The following is a 15,728-nucleotide window of genomic DNA, read 5'->3' on the forward strand; positions in this document are numbered from 1 at the left end:
GGTCGACCCGGCGCGCTCCCCGCCGTCAGCGCCGGTCGACCCGGTAGATCCAGAGCGACTGCTGCCCCTGGGTCACCTCGCGCACCTCGGAGACGCACTGGTCGGTGACGGGCTGGTCGGAGAGCACGTACTGCACGTTCTGCTGCGCGAACCGGCTGCAGCCGTCGAAGCTCACGCGGATCTGGTCGCGGACCGGCAGTGAGAGCTTCGGCGCGCCGTCACCGTCGAGCCAGTTCACGTTGGCCAGGCGGTTCCAGATCGGTTCGTACCGGCCACTCGGGTCGATCTCGTGCCACATCTCCTCGGGCGGGTAGGTCTGCACGCCGTTGTACGAGTGCGCCCCGGTCTCCAGGAGCATCGCCGTCGGCACGTAGCCGCCGATGCCCACCCAGCGGGCATCCGGCTGCCGGTCGACGATCCGGCTGACGGCCTTGCCCGCCGTCGTCTGTGTCGCCAGGTCGAACACGCCGCGGTACAGCGGGTTGACGCCCCCACCGACCACGACCGCCGCGACGAGCAGCAGCAGGGCGCCCGGGGCGATCCACCGCCGGGCGACCAGCAGGACGCCCACGGCGAGCAGTACGACGACGATGCGCCATGCGTGCGAGGCGCCGAGGACGTTCGAGCCACCGATGCGCAGGCCGATGTAGACGAAGCCGGCGCTCACCAGGACCAGGACCGGGCCGTAGCCGGCGGTCCCCCACGGCACGCGCGAGCGCACGGGTGCACCGACGTCCCCGGTCGGTGCGTCCTCCACCGGACGCGCGCCCACCCCGGCGTCGAGCCGCGCCGCGACGAGCGCCACCGCGACGAGTCCGAGCAGGTCGAACGCCAGCCGGATGCGTGCGTCCGTGCTCCGGTCGAGCAGCAGCAGGTGGGCGACGGCGTCCCAGTGTGGGACCAGCAGGAAGGCGAACAGCACGCCGAGCACGACGACGGTCGCCAGGACCGGCCAGTCCATCGCGCGGCGGCGACGGAGGCCCGCCCACAGGACCCAGAGCAGGGCCGGCAGCAGGAACACCACGACCATCAGGGGTGCAGCGGCCTCGGACTGGTTGACGGACAGGCCGCCGACCGCGCCGTACTGCAGCGACCGCTGGAACGGGCCGCTGAACAGGGAGCCGAGCGCCTCGACGCTCGTCGCCCCGGTCAGCTCGAGGCGCTGCCCGGGGTAGACCGTCCCCAGGACGGCCTTGATCGTGTCGAGCCGTGTGAGGGCCCAGACGCCGATGACGACGACGGCGCCCGCGGCGGCGAACGCGAGGGGCACGAGGCTGCGGACCGTGCGCCACCACGTCGTGCCGGGGGTCCGGAGCCGCTCGACCAGGAACCCGACCGCCACGGCGACCAGGACGACCGCCGCCGGGACCATGTACGGCACGTAGATGCTCATGACCATCGTGACCGTCAGGTACCCGGTGACGACCGCCGCGACGACCGCCGGCCAGCGCCGTGACGACCGGAAGGCCCAGAGCACCGCCGTCAACCCGGCGAACGCCCAGGCCACCGGCCAGATCGTCGTCGGCAGGAACCACCACTGGATCATCGGCGACAGGCAGAGCGCGATCGCCAGGAACGCGGCGGTCGCGGGGCGGCGCGGCATCACGGTCACGGCGAAGACGTAGGCCGCGATCAGCGCGGACACCACGGGCAGCCACCAGCGGACCGCCATGCCCTGGTCGAGGGGCAGGAACAGGAAGCCGACGACGTGCGGGCGGAACAGGCTGGACCAGTCCCACGTGGGCAGGTCGTTCTGGATGGTGGCGTCCATCCCGCCGGGGAACGACTGGTTGACGACCGGGAAGCCCTCGCGGACCTGCGAGAGGATCCAGCTCGACTGCACCAGCCACTCGTCGCTGCGGATGCCCTGCGGCCGCCCGGCGAGCAGGTCCGGGTCAGCGCCGCCCGTCCCGAAGGACTGCCAGTACACGCCGCTGGAGTTGCCCGAGACCCCGAGGGCGACGAGCACCACGACGATCAGCAGCGCGACCACCGGGAAGCCGACCAGGACGAGCAGGTTCGGCAGACCTGACGGCCGCGGTGCGACCACGCGCTGCCAGGCGGTCTCCGTCCGCATCCACAACGCGAGCAGACGGTTGTCGGGTCGAGGTCGGTCGACGGTGGGACGGCTCACGCGGTGGGTCTCTCGGTTCGGGGGCGGTGGTCGTCGCCGACCGCCGGCGTCACCGAACGGTGACGACCTGGCAGCCGAGCAACACGTTCTTCCCGGCCCCGACATTTATCGCATACGAGCAGACCGTGTGCGAACCGGCTCGCGCAGCGAAGGACTGGTTGATGCCGTGCGCGGCCCCGGCGGCCGGGTACTTCCGTCCGATGTCCGACCGTGCGGCGTTCGCGGGCCCGGACGCGACGCCCACCCCGTCGAGGTAGGTGTCGACGCGCAGCGCGGTGGCCTGCTGGTCCGGGTCGATCGTCCACCCGTTGACCTGCACACGACCGGCGACGCTCGACGCCGCGTCCATGCCGCCGAACGGCGACGAGCTCGCGCCGATCGTGACGGTGTCGCACCCGAGGGCCTTGTCCGCGCCGCCGGCGACGTTCACCGCGGTGACACAGATGGTGTGCGCTCCGGGACGCAGGTCGTAGACGGCCTTGATCCCGTGGTTCGGACCCGCCGCCGGGTACCGACGACCGACGTCGCCACGCGGGGCGTTCGCGGTCGAGGTGCCGACCTGGACGCCGTCGATCGCGACCCGGACCTGCAGTGCGTTCTTGGTGTCGGGGTCGATCGTCCAGCCGTTCACGGTCGCGGTCGACCCGCTCGTGGTGACGTCCATGCCGCCGAAGGGTGAGGTGTCCGCGACCGTCACGGTGTCGCAGCCGAGCCGTGTGGTCGCACCCGTCCCGACCATGTTGAAGGCGTAGGCGCAGACCTGGTGCGTGCCGCCGGTCGCGGCGACCGTGGTCGCGATCCCGTGCGCGTCCCCGTAGTTGACGTAGCGGCGGCCGACGTCCGGGCGCGAGGCGTTCGCCGTCGTCCGGCTGGCCATCACGTCGTCGACGTACACGTCCACGACCACGGGCGACGCGGTGTCGGGGTCGATCGTCCACCCGTTCACCGTCACCTGGCCGGCGGTCGCCGACGCCGCGTCCATGCCACCGATCGGCGAACCGCTCATCACGGTCACGGTCTGACAGGCACCGATCTGGGCGTTCGAACCGGCGCCGATGTTCACGCCGACCGCGCAGATGGAGTGCGTGCCGCCGCCCACGGTCAGCGTGCTCAGGATGCCGTGGTTGTTCCCCGTGCCCGGGTAGCGCCGTCCGACGTCGGGTCGGGACGCGTTCGCGGGCAGGGTGCCGAGGAGCTTGCCGTCGGAGTACCACTGCACCTGCACGGTCTGCGTGCCGGCGTTCGGGTCGAGCGCCCAGCCACCGACCTGCACGTAGCCCGGGCCGAACTGCTTGGCGTCGATGCCGCCGAAGGGGTTGTCGGCGGTCGAGACGCCGAACCAGTCGTTGTACAGCCGCCAGAAGTTCCGGTTGCCGTACGCCGAGCACGAGTCGCCCGAGCCGTAGAGGTTGGTCAGCGCGGCCTGGTTCGGCGTGTAGGGCGTGTAGTAGTACAGCGCCGCGGTGGCCTTGTTCTGGATGTAGACGGTCTTCGTGCCGCAGCCGGCGTTCGGGTTGTACTGCACGGCGCGGTTCGCTCCGGGGCCGAACCACGTGAAGTAGTTGCTGGTGCCGGCGGGGTTGCCGTACCGCTTCCACTGCCACGACGCCCAGAACACCTGGTTGCCGACGCCGCCGTACGCCGGGTCGCAGCCGCCGTTGGCGCTGTCCGGGCAGGCGTAGCCCATCGCGCGGTCCAGCCGACCGGCCGACGGCCCGCGAGCAGTGGAGCCGTTGATGAGCGTCTGCTCCTTCTGGAGCGTGACGATGATGACCTTCGGGTTGATCCCGCACGCGGCACCGACGCGGGCGATGATCTGCGCGGCGGAGAGCGAGGAGCCACCCGTGAGCGCGTTGCACATCGCGTCGGCGCCGTGACTGTTCAGCGAGAAGCGTCCGACGTTCAGGCAGGATGAGTTCGAGCACGTGCCGATCTGCGCGTTCAGGAACGTCTGGATCGCGGACTCGCTCATGCCGGAGCCGTTGTAGAACTCGGAGTCCGGGATGATGTTGCCCGGGTCGAACTGCGATCCGCTCAGGGCAGAGGCCGGTTCCACGGACGCCTGTGGTCCGGCGATCTGGAATCCGACGAGGATGCTCGCGACTGCGAGCACGCTCGCGACGGCGGCGATGGCCTTCTTCACGACGGGGTGCCTCCCTGGGCGGCGACGCGGTGTGGTGAGCACGCGGGCTGTGGGGTGCGGTCGGTCTGGCCCTGTCCGGACCGAGTCACACGAGTCACATCAGGCTACCTGGATCACAGCGATCACACAGCCCCCAAGTGCACCCCCGAACGGGAGGGGCGCCGTGCGTCCGCCGCGGACCGCACCTCGAGCGCCTGGTCGCGCCTGAGTGCCCACTCAGTGTCAGCCCGCCAGGAGCGTTTCGACGCGGCGACGCGCCGCCGCGTCGTGACCGTCGTCGCGCCGGGCGCGACGCGCGTGACGGAGGACGGCAGGGGCCTCCAGGACGAGCCGCCGCCACGCGGCCGGTGCGAGCTGCGCCCGACGCGGCTGCGCCAGGTCGCGCACCATCCGCACCAGGGTGCGGAACACGACCCGCGTGACCAGGGCCGGCGAGCCGTTCCGCACCACGACCGCCAGGCGGTTCCGCATGCTCTGGTACCGGACCAGCGGACCGTTGCTGCCGGAGCTGGCGGCGTGGCGGTGCACCACGACCGCGTCGGGCGCGTGCCGGATCTCGTACCCGGCCAGGCGGAGCCGCCACGCGACGTCGAGGTCCTCGTAGTACATGAACAGCGTCGGGTCGAAGCCGCCCACCTCGGCCACCGCAGCGCGGCGCAGGAAGGCGGCGCCACCGGAGAACCCGAAGAGCGGCGCAGACTCCGGGGCGTCGTCGATCGGACGCAGCCAGTCGCGGTCACGGCCGTTGCCCGAGCGGTCGAGCACGACGCCGGTGCCGTTGACCAGTGTCTGTCCCACCTCGGCGCGACGCCACCGACGCCCGTCCCCCGCGACCAGGTCGTCCGGGGCGCGCGAGTCCGACGGCGCGGCGACGAAGCGCCCCTCGAGCACCGCCGTGGCGGCGACGACGGCCACGCCGGGTCCACCCGCGGCGAGGACGGCGAGCCCCCGGTCGAGGAACCCGTGGTCGGCGACGGCGTCGTTGTTCACCAGGACGAGCACGGCACCACTCGATGCGGCGATCCCGCGCTCGACCCCACCGGCGAACCCGGCGTTCGTCGGTTCGGCGACCAGGACGACGTCGGGGTACTCGGCACGGTAGGCGTCGACCGTGGCGTCGTCGGCCTCGTTCACCACGAGCACGACCTCGACGGAGGCGTCGACGCGCTGCGAGAGCACCGAGTCGATCGCGCGGCGGGTGAGGTCCGGCTGGTGCCAGTCGACGATGATGACGGAGAGGTCCACCGGGCCAGTCTCCCAGGCGCGCGCCGGCCGACCGGGACCCCGGTGGTCTGGTCGGTATAGTGGTGCCGCCTTCCGAGGCACCACCGCCTGCCGACGTATGGAGTCCTTCCGTGTCCACTTTCGCGCCCCGCGTGTCCGTCGTCGTCATCAACTTCCGCGGCACCGACGACACGCTCGAGTGCATCGCCCGTCTGAGCGAGGTCGACTGGCCGGCGGACCGGCTCGAGATCGTGGTCGTCGAGAACGGCTCCGGCGACGACAGCGAAGCGCGCCTGCGGGCGGCGCTCGGCGGCCAGGCGAACGTGCGCATCATCGTGTCGCCGGAGAACCTCGGGTTCACCGGCGGCAGCAACCTCGGCGCGCGTGAGGCCACCGGGGACGTCGTGGCGTTCCTCAACAACGACGCCAAGCCCGACGTCAACTGGGTGAAGGAGGGCGTCGCCGGGTTCGCGCCGAGCCCCCGCGTCGCCGCCGTCGCCAGCAAGGTGCTGGACTGGGAGGGCAAGACGATCGACTTCGTCGAGTCCGGCCTGAGCTGGTTCGGCATGGGCTACAAGAACCACATCGCCGAGCTCGACGACGGCCGTTTCGACGAGCCGCAGGACCTGCTGTTCGGTACCGGCTCGGCGCTGTTCGTCCGTCGCGACGTCTTCTTGGAGGTGGGCGGCTTCGACGAGGGCCTGTTCATGTTCTACGACGACGTGGACCTGGGCTGGCGCCTCAACCTGCTCGGCTACCGTGTCCGGTTCGCGCCACGCTCGGTCGTCTACCACAAGCACCACGGCTCGATGAAGTCGTTCGGCGACCACCGCGAGATGTACCTGCTCGAGCGGAACGCCCTGCACCTGCTCTACAAGAACCTGTCGGACGAGAACCTCGGCACCTTCCTGCCGGCAGCCCTGGCGCTGCTGGCGCGTCGCGCGGTCGCCAAGAGCGGGCGCGACTCCGAGGAGTTCGACATCCGCCGGTTCACGGGTGCGCCGGACGAGTTCGACCCGACGACGCCGATGTCCAAGGAAGCCGTCGCGGGGCTGTACGCGCTCGACCAGTTCGTGTCCGACCTGCCGCGGTTGTCCGAAGAGCGCCGCCGGATCCAGGGGCAGCGCGTCAAGACCGACAAAGAGGTCTTCCGCCTGTTCGGGGACGCCTTCAAGCCACTGTTCGAGGACGGCTACTTCCTGGAGGGCTACCAGGCCATCATCGAGGCCTTCGACGTCGAACAGCCGATGCACCGCACCCGCGTGCTCGTCATCACCGGCGACGCGCTCGGCGAGAAGATGGCCGGTCCGGGCATGCGCGCGTGGAAGATCGCCGAGGCCCTCAGCGAGCACAACGACGTCCGACTGGTGACCTGGAACGTCGCGAACCGCAAGTCCACCGCCTTCGAGGTTTCCCGCGTGCCGCTGCAGCACGAACGCGCGATGCGGGAGCACGAGGAGTGGGCCGACGTCATCTTCTTCCAGGGCTACGCCCTGCACCACTTCACGACGCTGCAGCACTCGAACAAGATCATGGTCGTCGACCTGTACGACCCGATGCACCTCGAGCAGCTCGAGCAGGCCCGCGACAACGGCGACGTCGGCTGGCGCAACCAGGTGACCTCGACCACCGACGTCATCAACCGCCAGCTCGAGCGCGGCGACTTCTTCCTGTGCGCGTCCGAGCGGCAGCGCCTGTTCTGGCTCGGACAGCTGGCCGCCGTCGGTCGCGTCAACCCGGACAACTACCTGGCGGACGACAACCTCAACAAGCTCATCGCGATCGCGCCGTTCGGCATGGACTCCACGCCGCCCGAGCACACCCGCAAGGCGATCCGCGGCGTCACGCCCGGCATCGGTGAGGACGACAAGGTCGTCATCTGGGGTGGCGGCATCTACAACTGGTTCGACACCCCGTCGCTCGTCCGCGCGATCGCCAAGGTCGCCGAGACGCACGACGACATCCGGCTCTTCTTCCTGGGCGTCGCGCACCCGAACCCGGACGTGCCGGAGATGGCGATCGTCTCCGAGACCCGCCGGATCAGCGAGCACCTGGGGCTGACGAACAAGCACGTCTTCTTCAACGAGCAGTGGGTCGCCCTCGACGACCGCCAGAACTACCTGCTCGAGGCGGACGCCGGCGTCAGCACCCACTTCGCGCACATCGAGACCACGTTCTCGTTCCGCACCCGCATCCTCGACTACATGTGGGCGAACCTGCCGATCGTCACGACCGACGGCGACAGCTTCGGCGACCTGATCGGTGCCGAGGGCATGGGCGTCGCGGTCAAGGAGCGCGACGTCGACGGACTCGCCGCCGCGCTCGAGTCGATGCTGTACGACCCCGAAGCGGCCCAGGCGGCTCGCGACGCGGTCAGCCGGGTCCGCTCCGACTTCACGTGGGAGCGCGCCCTGGCGCCGCTGGTCGAGTTCTGCAAGGACCCGCACGTGGCCGCCGACCGCGCCCACGACGCCGCCGTGCCGGCCGGATCGCTGTCGGCCGCGAGCCGTCCGCGGGTGGCACTCAGCCCGGCACGGCAGCGTGAGCTGCAGTTCCACCAGATCGCCAACAGTCGTCACGGGATCTCCCGCGACGTGCGCCTCGCCACGTGGTACCTCCGCGAGAACGGCGTCTCGGGGCTGCGGAACAAGGTGCAGAACCGCGTGCGCATCATGCGCGAGAGCAAGAACGGGCGCTGATGCCCCGGTGGTCGCCCCGGGCCGCCGATGTACAGTTGTCCGTCGCCCGCGTCGAACGTAAGGACCCCCTTTGAGCAACATCGTCACCGAGCGGTTCGAGCGCCTCCGGGAAGAACGGATGGTCCCGGCCGGCCGCCCGGCCACCGCCGTCATCGGGTCGATCCGCGAGATCTTCGCCCACCGGCAGCTGCTCGACCTGCTGATCCGCCGCGACCTGAAGTCCCGGTACAAGGACAGTGCGCTCGGCTTCGCCTGGACGCTGATCCGCCCGCTGGTGCAGCTGGCGATCTACTACTTCGTCCTCGGCAAGATCCTCGGCGCGTCGCGCAACATCCCCGAGTTCGCCGTCTACGTGTTCGCCGGGCTGACCCTCTACGGGCTGTTCAGCGAGATCGTCGCCGCCGGGACGGCGTCGATCGTCTCGAACGGCGGGTTGATCAAGAAGATCTACCTGCCGCGCGAGATCTACCCGCTGGCGAGCGTCGGAGCAGCGCTGTTCAACTTCGGCGTGCAGATCGTCGTGCTCCTGGTGGCGACGATCCTGCAGAGCGGCTTCGCGTGGGTCCGGCTCGACCTGCTCTACTTCTTCCCCGCCACGCTCGTGATCCTGATCTGGGCGACGGCTCTGGCGCTGCTCCTCGCCGCTGCCAACGTGTACCTCCGCGACATGCAGTACCTCGTCGAGGTCCTGGTGCTCCTGCTGATGTGGGCGTCGCCCATCGTCTACAGCTGGCAGCAGGTCGCGAACGCTGCGCCGCAGTGGCTGCTGAACCTCTACACCGCCAACCCGATCACCCTCGCGGTCCTCGGGTTCCACCGGGCGTTCTGGACCGCTGGGCCCGACTCCGAGTACCCGACGCACCTGCTGATCCGTCTCGTGGTCGTCGGTGTCGTCGGCCTGATCGCACTCCTGCTGTGCCAGCGCGTGTTCGCCAAGCTGCAGGGCAACTTCGCCCAGGAGATCTGACCCGATGAGCATCGACAGCAACATCGCCACGCAGGAGACCGCGTCGCCCTTCAAGGACGCCCCCGCCGTCGTCACGGTGAAGAACGTCTCGAAGCGCTTCACGATCCGCAAGGACAACTCGCTCAAGGAGCGCGTCGTCACGCTGGGCCGCGCCGGCCGCCGCCACAGCGAGGACTTCTGGGCGCTGCGCGACATCAACCTCGACATCCCCGCCGGCACCACGATCGGTCTGCTCGGCCCGAACGGCTCGGGCAAGTCGACGCTGCTGAAGACCATCGGCGGCATCCTCGAGCCGACCACCGGATCCGTCGAGCGACGCGGTCGCCTGGCCGCGCTCATCGAACTCGGTGCCGGGTTCCACCCCGACCTGACGGGGCGCGAGAACGTCTACCTGAACGCGGCGATCCTCGGCCAGACGCAAGAGGAGACCGAGGCCCGGTTCGACGACATCCTGCAGTTCTCGGGCATCGGCGACTTCATCGACACCCAGGTGAAGTTCTACTCGTCCGGCATGTACGTCCGACTGGCCTTCGCGGTCGCGATCAACACCGACCCCGACGTCCTGCTGGTCGACGAGGTGCTGGCCGTCGGCGACGAGCAGTTCCAGAAGAAGTGCCTCGACAAGATCCGCGAGTTCCAGGCGCAGGGTCGCACGATCATCCTGGTGTCGCACTCGCTCGGCCAGGTGCAGGAGCTCTGCGACTCCGCGGTGGTGCTGCACCACGGCGAGGTCAAGTTCCAGGGCTCGGCCCGGCTGGCCGTCAAGAACTTCCGCGAGATCCTCGAGGGACGACGGATCGCCGAGGCCGAGGCCGCGCACCCGGAAGAGGACGCCAAGCCCGGCAAGGTCGAGCACGTCACGCTCGAGATCCCCGGTCGCGCCCCCGGCGCCGAACACCACCACGGCGACGACCTGGTCATCCGCGCGACGTTCTCGCACAAGGACGTCCTGCCCGAGTGGCGCGCCGGCATCAAGATCGAGAACCACCTCGGCAACCCCGCGTTCGGCGTCGACAGCCGCCAGACCCAGGTCCGGCACGACCCCCTGCGCGGTTCGGCCACCATCGAGTGGCGCCTGAGCGACCTGCGCCTGGGCGGTGGCCAGTACTTCGTGCACGTGTTCCTGGCGAAGCCGAACGGTGAGCACATCGTCATGGAGCGCGAGGCCGCACGGTTCGTCGTCGCCGACGAGGACACGCAGTCGGGCATCGCCTGGACGAAGAACACCGAGCGACAGGTCAAGGGCTGACGTTGCGGGACCTGCCGGTGCTGGTCGACGCCACGTCGATCCCGCCGAACCGCGGAGGCGTGGCCCGGTACATCTCCGGCCTGCTCACCGGGCTCGCGGAACTCGACGTGCGCGTGCAGGTCGTCGGCAAGGCGGCCGACCTCGACTGGCTCCGCGGGCTCGCACCCGTGCACGGGTACCACGCGGCCCCGGCGTGGACGTCCTCGCGTCCGCTCCGCCTGCTGTGGGAGCAGACCGGCCTGCCCGCCCTGGTGGGGCGGGTCGGGGCGACCACCCTGCACAGCCCGCACTACACGTTCCCGGTGACCAGGGCCTCCCGGACGGTCGTCACCCTGCACGACGCGACGTTCTTCAGCGACCCGGCCGCGCACTCGCGCCTCAAGGTGCTGTTCTTCCGGACCTGGACGCGGCTCGCCCGTCGACGGGCCCGCGCGACCGTGGCCCCGAGCGCGGCGACCGTCCGCGAGCTCGACCGGTTCACCGGTCGGCCCCGTCGCCCCACCGTCGTCGCGCACCTCGGCGTCGACGCCACCCAGTTCCACGAGCCGACCGCTGACGAGGTCAGCGCGTTCCGGCGGGCCCACGACATCGCGCCGGACACCGAGTGGATCGCCTTCCTGGGCACCATCGAACCACGCAAGCGCGTCCCCGAGCTCATCGCGGCGCACCGGGCGCTCGACACGGCATCGGGCGCAGCACCCGCGCTGCTCGTCGCGGGTGGCCTCGGGTGGGACGACACCGCCGCCGCCGAGCTCCGCACGGCCGGGGACGTGCCCGGCGAACCGCTGCGGTACCTGGGGTACCTGCCGGTCGACGAGCTGCGGGCGTTCCTCGGCGGCTCGCGTGTCGTGGCGTACCCGAGCATCGCCGAGGGCTTCGGGCTGCCCGTACTCGAGGCGATGGCCTCGGGTGCCGACGTCCTGACCACCGACCGGCTGGCGATCCCCGAGGTCGGCGGCGACGCCGTCACCTACACCGAACCCGACGCCGGACCGATCCGCGCCGCTCTCGAACGCCTGCTCGCCGACGCCCCCGGGGCCCGCGCCGACCGCGTCGGCCGTGCCCGCGCCCGCGCCGCCGGGTTCACGTGGTCCGCCTGCGCGCGCGCCCACCTCGAGGTGTTCGGATGAGCGGCGGCAGCGCACGAGCCGCCATCGTCACCGTGACGTACGACTCGGTGGACGTCCTGCCCGCGTTCCTGGCGTCGACCCAGGACGCCAGCGCCGGGCGCGTCGAGGTCGTCGTCGCCGACAACGACTCCGCCACGGCCGACGAGCTCCGGCAGATCACCGAGGCCGCGTCCGCACGCTTCTACGCGGTCGGGGCGAACCGGGGCTACGGCACCGCGGTGAACCGCGCGGTCGCGACGCTCGACCCCGACGTCGGGTGGGTGCTCGTGTCGAACCCGGACGTCGTGCTCGAACCGCTGGCCCTCGACCGGATGATCGACACCGCCGCGGCGGACCCGAGCATCGGCGCGGTCGGACCACGGTTGCTCGAGCCCTCGGGCGAGGTCTACCCGTCGGCCCGGGCGGTGCCCTCGCTGCGCACCGGACTCGGGCACGCCCTGTTCGCCAACGTCTGGACGAGCAACCCCTGGACCAAGCGGTACCGGCAGGACGGCGACCACTCCGGTCGGCGCGACGCGGGGTGGCTGTCCGGCGCGTGCGTCCTGGTGCGCCGTGACGTGTTCGACCGCCTCGGTGGCTTCGACGAGGACTACTTCATGTACTTCGAGGACGTCGACCTCGGATGGCGCATCGGCCGGGCGGGGCTGCGCAACGTGTACGAGCCCGCCGCCACAGCGATCCACATCGGCGGCACCGCCACACAGGGGTCCTCGGACCGGATGCGCCGCGCACACCACCACAGCGCGTACCGGTTCCTGGCGCAGAAGTACGCGGCCTGGTGGCTCTGGCCGCTGCGCGCCGTGCTGCGGGTCGCACTCGCCGTGCGCGCCCGCGCCACGCACACGCGCTGACGCGGTAGCGTCGCTGGGACGCCCCGGCGCCCGCCCCGAACGACTCCTCCCCCGAACCAGCACAGGAGTGCCCATGAACCTCGCTGTCACGCTGATGGTCCGCGACGAAGCGGACGTCATGCCCGCCTGGCTCGACCACCACGTCGCCCAGGGCTTCGACGTGTTCGTGATCACCGACAACGGTTCGGTCGACGGCACCACCGAGATCCTGACCGCCTTCGCCGCCCGCGACGACGTCACCGTGGACCTGCGGCACGACCCGTTGCACCACAAGCAGCAGGGGGTCGTCGTGACCGGCATGGCCCGCGACGCCGCCAGCATCCACCACGCCGACTGGGTCGTCAACGCCGACGCCGACGAGTTCATCCTGCCCGTCGACCGGTCGCTGACCGTGCGCCGGGTGTTCGACCAGCTCGACCCGGCGATCGGTGCCTTCACGGTGCCCGTGGTCAACCTGACCGGACGTCTGGCCGAGTCGGGCAGCGGCGTCGAGCGGCTGCACTGGCGGGACGAGCGTCCGCTCGACGCGCTGCACGCCGCGGGGCTGCTCGCACCGCCCTCGACGAACGCGGTGCACGTCGGCGACCCCGAGGTCACCGTCGTGCAGGGCAACCACCAGGTCAGCGTCGCGAACGGCGCCCCGGTGCCCGACGGGCTGCGGCTCGAGGTCCTGCACCTGCCGTGGCGGTCCTGGGCGCAGTACGAACACCGCGTCGAGGTGAGCGGCCGCGCCTACGAGGCGAACCCCGACCTGACGCCGAGCCCGCGCCACCACGGCATGCGCGACTACCGGCGGCTGCACGAGGGCGTCCTGCAGGCGACCTTCGCGCTGCGCTTCGTCACCGACGAGGACGCCGAGGCCGGCCCGTTCACCCGCGACGACGGCATCGCCGAGGTCCTGCGGCGCGCTGGTTCGCCGGTGCTCGACGGTCCGGCCGACCCGCTCGTGCCCGTCGACGACCTGGCACGGCTGCAGGCGCTCGGCCGGGCCGTCGTGACGCGGGACCTGCGCATCGAGGAACTCGAGGACGCGGTCCGCGCCGGCGAGGCCACGGCGGACACGCTGCGCGCCACGGTGCAGTTCGAGCGCGACCGGGCGATGGCCGCGCAGCGCGAGACCGCCGCGCGCGACGCCGAGCTCACGGCGATGCACGCGCGGCGGGTCGTCCGGCTCGCCGACAAGGTGGGCGAGGTCGCACGGCGCGTCCGCCGCTGAGCCCCGGCGGGCGCGTGCGCCGCGCCGGCGCACGTGGCCGCCGCGCCGCGCGTCCGCCGCGCTGGCCGCCGCGCCGCGCGTCCGCCGCGCTGCCCGCCGCGCCGCGCTGGCCGACGCGTCCGCCGCACGGCGTGCACGGCGCGGGTCGCACCCCCGCACGGACATCGCGCCCCGCGGCGACGGGGCGCGATGTGCGTGACGGGGAGCGACGCTGCCAGCGGCAGCCAGCGCCAGCCACCGGCGGCGGGCCCGGCCTGCGGGAACCGCGCTCAGCGCCCCGACCGCGCCGCGTGCGCAGCCCGCACGGCGTCGAGCAGCGTCTCCGCCCGGCGTGTGAAGGAGTGTTCCGCGCCGATCCGAGCACCGCGCGCGGCACGGTCGTCCGACGACACGGACTCCCCCGCCCGCACCAGCGCACCGAGGCCCTCCACCGAGTCGTACGTGCGGACCGCCCCGTGGAACAGTTCGTCGACGCCGGGCACCGGGTCCGTGACCACGAGCGCGCCCGAAGCAGCGGCGTCGAACAGCCGGTTCGACAGGAAGCCGTCGCGCGCCATGTCGTCCCAGTGGTCGTTGAGCACCACGCGGGCACTCCGGTACAGGGCCGGCAGCGCGTCGTTCGCCACGAACACGCCCCGGTGGACGCCGTCCGGCAGCAGTCCTTCCCACCCCTCGCCCCACACCGCCAGGTCGACGCCGGCATCCACCGCGTCGCGGACCACCGGCCGGAAGACCGCGCGCGTCTTGCCGACGAAGGCGGTGTCGAGCCCGGCGTACGCGGGGTCGACCGGGCCCGGGTGGAACCGGGTCGGGTCGGTGGCCTGCAGCAGCGGTGCGACGGGCAGCCCCGTCTGCTCGGCGACCCGGGAAGCCCAGACCGGTCCGGCGGCGAACCGCAGGTCGTACCGGGCGAGCTCGGCTGCGGTCACCAGGTCGGGGTGCGAGATCACCCAGAGCACGTTCACGGCGCTCGGGTGCACCGGGGTGTCGTCGAGCCCGCGCAGCGTCAGGGCGACGTCGTCGAGGTGCTCCGAGAACGGTCGGACGTGCGACTCGCGGTGGTCGACCACCACCTCTTGTCCCAGGCCCCGGAGCGCAGCGGCCAGGTCGCGCGCGAAGAACGTGTCCCCCCAGTCGTCGCCGCGTGGCCCGGGGTGCGCCGCGATGCGGATCGACCACCGCAACCGCTCGCCCCGGTCGCGCAGCGCGATCCGATCGGCGCCGCGCTCGGCCCGCACGACGGGTTCCCGCAGTGCGACGGGCGCACCGGCGGCGTCGGCCGAGGGCGTGCCCGGGACGAACCCGGCGGCCGCCAGTGCCCGGACGGCCGCGTCGTCCGTGCGCGCACGCCACACGGCCAGGGCCTCGGCAGCGTCGGTGTCGTAGCGCTGCTCGCGCATGGTCCGCGACCGGTACACGCGGCCGAGGGGCACGACGACGCACCGGCCGCCCGCGGCGTCGGCGGTGTCACGGGTCAGGCGGGCGACCGCGGTGCGGGTGTCGACGGTGCGGATCGGCACGGCCAGTGCATCGGTCCGTGCCGCGAAGCAGGGCTCGTCGGCGGCGAAGACGGCGACCCCCGCCAGCGCCTCGGCGTCCTCCGGCGGGTGCCCACGCAGGAGCGACGCGACCGGCGCCGATCCGCGGACCAGGGCGGCGCCCGCACTGGCGACCACGTCGTCGACGGTCCGGACGACGGCCACGGCGACCGGGGCCTCCTGGTCGGTCGCGGCGACCAGCACGTCGTACCCGCCCTGCGGCAGGGTCACGGAGGCGTCCTGCACCACCACGACCGCGCTCGCGAGCAGCGGGCGGGCGGCAGCGACCGCGCCGCCCCACGTTGCCGCCACCGTGGGCCGCGCGACGACGTGGTCGGCTCCCCCGGTGACCGCCGGGTAGGTGCTGGTCGGGCCGGCGTGCACGTCGTACGGCGCCACCACCACGACGACGGCACCAGCTGCCCGGGCCGCGGACACCGCGGGCAGGTGTGCGCCGTCGCGGAACGACGACTCGGCGACCGTCACGACGACGTCGAACCCGCCGTCACCGGGGTGCGGCGGGTCCGACACGAGCGACGTGTCGACCGGGAGGCCCGGGTCGGCTCCGCCCTGCGTC

General features: G+C 71.9%; 10 protein-coding genes. 6 read left to right on the forward strand and 4 right to left on the reverse strand.

Features of this window, described 5'->3' with window-relative positions:
* Nucleotides 1–25: 25 nt before the first annotated feature.
* The 3 genes from MT346_RS04105 to MT346_RS18325 form a co-directional block, all read right to left on the reverse strand.
* Nucleotides 26–2,134 (reverse strand): hypothetical protein, encoded by a 2,109-nt coding sequence (locus MT346_RS04105; protein WP_243561551.1) that lies wholly within the window; start codon nucleotides 2,132–2,134, stop codon nucleotides 26–28.
* 49 nt (nucleotides 2,135–2,183) lie between these two features.
* Nucleotides 2,184–4,277, reverse strand: coding sequence for a hypothetical protein (locus MT346_RS04110; RefSeq protein WP_243561552.1), 2,094 nt, complete (start codon nucleotides 4,275–4,277; stop codon nucleotides 2,184–2,186).
* Nucleotides 4,278–4,499: 222 nt separating this feature from the next.
* Complete coding sequence (locus MT346_RS18325; protein WP_243561553.1) at nucleotides 4,500–5,522, reverse strand: glycosyltransferase family 2 protein; 1,023 nt, start codon at nucleotides 5,520–5,522, stop codon at nucleotides 4,500–4,502.
* 110 nt (nucleotides 5,523–5,632) lie between these two features.
* On the opposite strand from MT346_RS18325, the gene MT346_RS04120 reads away from it, so the two are divergent.
* The 6 genes from MT346_RS04120 (at nucleotide 5,633) to MT346_RS04145 (ending at nucleotide 13,613) form a co-directional block, all read left to right on the forward strand.
* A complete protein-coding gene (locus tag MT346_RS04120) occupies nucleotides 5,633–8,200 on the forward strand; it encodes a glycosyltransferase (protein ID WP_243561558.1) in 2,568 nt (855 codons plus the stop codon).
* A gap of 70 nt (nucleotides 8,201–8,270) precedes the next feature.
* Entirely contained in the window at nucleotides 8,271–9,167 is an 897-nt protein-coding gene (locus MT346_RS04125; protein ID WP_243561559.1) for an ABC transporter permease, read from the forward strand.
* Nucleotides 9,168–9,171: 4 nt separating this feature from the next.
* Nucleotides 9,172–10,416 (forward strand): ABC transporter ATP-binding protein, encoded by a 1,245-nt coding sequence (locus MT346_RS04130; protein ID WP_243561560.1) that lies wholly within the window; start codon nucleotides 9,172–9,174, stop codon nucleotides 10,414–10,416.
* Between the two features lie 2 nt (nucleotides 10,417–10,418).
* Complete coding sequence (locus tag MT346_RS04135) at nucleotides 10,419–11,546, forward strand: glycosyltransferase family 1 protein (RefSeq protein WP_243561561.1); 1,128 nt, start codon at nucleotides 10,419–10,421, stop codon at nucleotides 11,544–11,546.
* Nucleotides 11,543–12,397, forward strand: coding sequence for a glycosyltransferase family 2 protein (locus MT346_RS04140; RefSeq protein ID WP_243561562.1), 855 nt, complete (start codon nucleotides 11,543–11,545; stop codon nucleotides 12,395–12,397). Before MT346_RS04135 ends, MT346_RS04140 begins: the two co-directional genes overlap by 4 nt.
* Before the next feature lie 73 nt (nucleotides 12,398–12,470).
* Nucleotides 12,471–13,613 carry a glycosyltransferase family 2 protein gene (locus MT346_RS04145; protein ID WP_243561563.1) on the forward strand — a complete coding sequence of 381 codons (1,143 nt, stop codon included), beginning with the start codon at nucleotides 12,471–12,473 and terminating at the stop codon, nucleotides 13,611–13,613.
* Between the two features lie 269 nt (nucleotides 13,614–13,882).
* On the opposite strand, the gene MT346_RS18330 is transcribed toward MT346_RS04145, so the two are convergent.
* Entirely contained in the window at nucleotides 13,883–15,682 is a 1,800-nt protein-coding gene (locus MT346_RS18330; RefSeq protein WP_243561564.1) for a glycosyltransferase, read from the reverse strand.
* Nucleotides 15,683–15,728: the final 46 nt, after the last annotated feature.

Origin of the sequence: Curtobacterium sp. VKM Ac-2922 (assembly GCF_022815645.1) — a bacterium.
Classification (GTDB): domain Bacteria; phylum Actinomycetota; class Actinomycetes; order Actinomycetales; family Microbacteriaceae; genus Curtobacterium.

Excerpts from the sequence above, each read along its gene's own strand:
- MT346_RS04130 (WP_243561560.1), top strand. The coding sequence starts at position 9,172 with ATGAGCATCGACAGCAACATCGCCACGCAGGAGACCGCGTCGCCCTTC.
- MT346_RS04145 (WP_243561563.1), top strand. The coding sequence starts at position 12,471 with ATGAACCTCGCTGTCACGCTGATGGTCCGCGACGAAGCGGACGTCATG.
- MT346_RS04140 (WP_243561562.1), top strand. The coding sequence starts at position 11,543 with ATGAGCGGCGGCAGCGCACGAGCCGCCATCGTCACCGTGACGTACGAC.